Consider the following 3,852-nt stretch of genomic DNA (forward strand, 5'->3'; position numbering starts at 1 on the left):
GCCGTTCGGGCATGGCGATCAGCAGATCCAGCACACGACGTGTGATCAAGCGGAAATCACCCGTGTCGCAGGGGATATCAACATCGGTCATGCGGCCGATCAGCCGGTAGAAGATCGCGGCAGTCGCCCGCTTCAGCATGCCGTCGCCTTCACGCCGGCGGCGCTGTCCGTAGACGACGTCGGCACCGTCGTCCATGAGCGCCATCATCTCGTGCAACAGCTCGGGCGGATCCTGTAGGTCGGCGTCGATGATCAGGACACGCTCTCCGCGGCACACGCTCAGTCCCGCGGTCAACGCGAGCTGATGCCCATGGTTGCGCATCAATCGCACCCCGACGACGCGCGAGTCCTCCACGGCCGCCTTCTCGATGATCTCCCAGGTTCGATCGCTAGAACCGTCATCGACCAGAACCAACTCACTGCTCCCGCCCAATGAATCCAGCACACCCCCGATCCGGCTCAGAAACAGCGGCAGCACTTCTTCCTCGTTGAAGCACGGCGCCACCACCGAGACCGCCGGGCGACACAACACGGTCATGGGCGTTAATGTAGTTCTCAGGTACGCTTCGTGCCGGAGTTTTGGCAAAGATCGTGTGACGATTTCGACAGCCGTAAACTCAACGGTTACGGTTTTGCCCGATGCCACTCCCTGACCAGGTAGAATACGGCGAGCCGCCAGCCGATGCCGACTCGTGACACCGCATCACCCCGGCTCGGGAGCCCGCAACGTGGGCTGGCTCGGACGCCAACGTTCGGGCTGGGCGACTCCGGTCGTTCGGCTCCATCGGACACCATTAGCCGGAGCCGGCGCAGCTCCGTAAATCCTCGGCCTGTGAGGCCGGAAGCGGCGAGGCCACAACCCTGAACGGCCGCAAGGGGCAGACCGCCCGAGCGCGTCACTAAACGTACTCAACACTGGTAACGGTTCTTTAGGATTAGCGACCATGATTCGTGCGACGGCGGCCGCAGCGGTTATGGCCGTGGTACTAAGCGGCTGTTCGCTGCGCAACATGAACGACGCGTTCCGCACATTACCGCCGACCAGCACGAGCACGTCGTCCGCCTCAGGCCCGAACGGCTTTAGCACTGCCCCGCAATCACCGACACCTCTCGCGAGCGGGCCCCGGTCGCAGGTAGTCACGCAGGTGACGATGCCATCGGGCTCGGAGCTCGCACAGCGTCTCGACACTTATTTCGAGAATTGGGTGGTGGATCGCAACCGCGACAGCGTGGAGTCCTATCTGGCACCACAGCTGCCGGTTTTCCGCGATTTCGACGGACGGCCCTGGTGTAAGACGGTCACGACCGAATTCAACGGAACGAAGGAAACGAAGTGGGTGTGGGGGACCGCGGATAACGGGCTCATGATATTTGTCACGGGGATCACCAATTCCGATAACTTGCGTGTGCTCGTCGTGACGGGTGCGACGGCGGGCAAAAATGCAACCGGATGCATCCGGTGAAGGGCTGCACAGTTCGCGAATGCCTGCGCCCCTGGAACATTGGGACTCGTCGATTCACGGACGATCCAGCCGGGACGCGGCTGCCGGCTTCAGTTCTCCGGGTGCCAAATCGGTGCAGGCCCCCTTCAACGCCCGGGGGGCAGGTCTTCGTGCGTACGAGACGATGATGGACGCGCAGGTGACCAACCACAGGAGTGACGTCGCTGCGACCGTTGTGGGAACTAAGGGCGTGGTGCCGACAATCCCGATGACCCCCTTCTGCCCCGCGATCAACGCCTGGGTTGGCTTGCTGGGCAAGGCGATCCACGTGATGCTCAGCGCCGCGGCCAGACTCACGCAAATTCCGACGGCGCGACGGCGATCACCGAGGTTGGCGAGGCGATCGAAGATCCCCGATCCCGCCGGACCGTCCGGGTCGCGAACTACCAACGCCGCGATGGGTAGGGCGAACACCAGGTAATACTTGAACGCCTGGAACGGGAAAAGTGTGGCCGTGGCCAGAAGCGCGATGCCCACCATCACCGGTGGAATGCGCCGCCCGAGACCGAGGATGCAGACCACCGACACAATGAGCACGGAATAACCAAACAGGGGTACAACGCGATTGGTGATATGGAAGAGCCCGCTCGCGAACGAGACGTTGTACGGTGAGGTGACAGCATAGGGCGAACCGCCGTAGCCTAAGACACCTTTGATCGACTGCACGACGTTTAGCGGAAAGTCGCGCGGCCACAGCAGGTAAGCGGCGAGATTGGATATCACTGCCCCGCCGACTGCGATGCCGCCCAGCCGCCATTGCCGGGAAGCGAACAAGGCGACGGCGAGGATGGCGAACTGCGGTTTCAGTAACGCGGCCAGGACAACCGCGATCGTGACGAGGCCCCAGCGCTCTCGGCGCAGCGCCAGCAGGAAAAACAGGGCGATCGGGGCCAGGAACCCCACCGAGTTGCCGCGATCGATCACCGCCCATGCCGGCATGGCAGCGGCGCCCAGCACCACGAACACCACCACCCGTTCCAGCCCGCGCGCCCCCCGGGATGCCCAGAACGCCGGCGCGAGGACTGCGATCGTCAGTGCGAGCAGGAAAGCGATCAGACCGAGCTGTGGCGCGCCAAGCAACTTTGCGGGAACCGCGAACAACAATTGTGGCACCAACGCAGCCGCCGGGTAGTTAACCCAGCCCGCCTGGTAGTTGTCCCAGGGTAGAAACGTCGGGTAGGGCCCCCAGGGATTAGGCCGCATACCCTCGTCGACGGTTATTGCGTAGTCGCTGAAGCAATGTCGGCCGATCTGCACTCCCCAGTCAAGCCAGCAGTCTTCGGCTACTCCGGTAAGTGAGGCAAGCACGTCGACGGAGTAATACTGGGCGAGAACGAACCCCGTCACCGCCGACACGACCGACGCCAGCAGGACAGCGCCGAGCACGAGTGTGCGCTCAGATTGGCGGCCGACCGTCCTGAATTGCTCCCGGATCGGTGTGATCGCGCCCCTCATCAACTCGACGGGTCGCTTCAAGGGCGTTCTCCTCGGTTGATTCGGCCGGTATCTGACTTCGAGATAGCGATTCTCGTCGCACAGCCAACAGCTTTCGGGGTCCTTGACGGGTTGAGTCTGCCGGTGTTGCCGGTGGGGGGCAAGTCTGCGTGGGCGCGGGTCGTTCGAGGCGGCCGCCGCGCAGACTTCGCCAGCCTCGGCAAGGATGGAAGTGCTTGGCCGCGAAGTGAAGTACTCGCCGGAGGCTGGATGTCGAAACACCCGCACTGGCCGAGGTAGGCACCCGGTCGGCGCGCTTGCGGTGAGATCGGTCGGTTTCTCCCAACTCATCGAACACGCGCCAAATTCGGCCATGTCTCATCGAGCCGCGAGGGATCCGTTTATGGTCGGCGACCAGCTAGCCATCGCAGAAGGCCCGAGCCCCGTCGAGGTCGGCACGCACCAGCACCGACCGGCCGGCCACCGCCGGGTGCACCGAGTAGGTCCGCGTGCCACCAGGCGCACCCCGCTGAGACGGGTCGGACGCCATGCGCGGACGAGCATGCCAGGTCGGGAAAACTACACGGAGTTCGAACTCATCACATAGGGTGTCGCCGATGACAAACTCGCGCACCACCGCGCAGAAGTTACTCTTCGCGGCCATGGTTGCGGGTTCGGTCGGCGTCCTAGTGCTCGCGCTTTTGCCCATGCGCCTGGCGATTTCGCACTTTGTCACCGACGACATGTTTTATTACCTGACCGTCGCCCGCAACGTTGCCGACGGCCAAACCATCTCCCTCGACGGCCGCAACCCGACAAACGGCTTTCACCCACTCTGGTTGATTATTTGTGTTGGCATTGAGACCATTTTCCGCGATCAACCTGACGTCGCGTACCACGTCGCGATTGTGTTTTG

Annotated in this window: 4 protein-coding genes and 1 pseudogene; 2 read left to right on the forward strand and 3 right to left on the reverse strand. The window is 63.0% G+C overall.

Annotation, left to right across the window (positions count from 1 at the left end; translation table 11 throughout):
* The coding region (locus ACLP9N_RS11540; protein WP_442407535.1) for a glycosyltransferase family 2 protein at positions 1-538 on the reverse strand (538 nt) is incomplete at its 3' end.
* 406 nt (positions 539-944) lie between these two features.
* On the opposite strand from ACLP9N_RS11540, the gene ACLP9N_RS11545 reads away from it, so the two are divergent.
* Positions 945-1,463: a hypothetical protein gene (locus ACLP9N_RS11545; protein ID WP_442407536.1), complete on the forward strand. Its 519-nt coding sequence runs from the start codon at positions 945-947 to the stop codon at positions 1,461-1,463.
* A gap of 54 nt (positions 1,464-1,517) precedes the next feature.
* Here ACLP9N_RS11545 and ACLP9N_RS11550 read toward each other — a convergent pair whose 3' ends face one another.
* Both ACLP9N_RS11550 and ACLP9N_RS11555 read right to left on the reverse strand, forming a co-directional pair.
* Positions 1,518-2,978: a glycosyltransferase family 87 protein gene (locus ACLP9N_RS11550; protein WP_442407537.1), complete on the reverse strand. Its 1,461-nt coding sequence runs from the start codon at positions 2,976-2,978 to the stop codon at positions 1,518-1,520.
* 379 nt (positions 2,979-3,357) lie between these two features.
* Positions 3,358-3,438 (reverse strand): annotated as a pseudogene (locus ACLP9N_RS11555) (hypothetical protein); the annotation flags it as partial.
* Positions 3,439-3,553: 115 nt separating this feature from the next.
* Here ACLP9N_RS11555 and ACLP9N_RS11560 point away from each other — a divergent pair.
* A partial coding sequence (locus ACLP9N_RS11560; protein WP_442407538.1) for a hypothetical protein occupies positions 3,554-3,852 on the forward strand: 299 nt, incomplete at its 3' end.

The organism is Mycobacterium sp., assembly GCF_052144515.1.
GTDB lineage: Bacteria > Actinomycetota > Actinomycetes > Mycobacteriales > Mycobacteriaceae > Mycobacterium.

What these genes read in the sequence shown, in the direction of transcription:
- ACLP9N_RS11545 (WP_442407536.1), top strand. Translation starts at nt 945, where the DNA reads ATGATTCGTGCGACGGCGGCCGCAGCGGTTATGGCCGTGGTACTAAGC.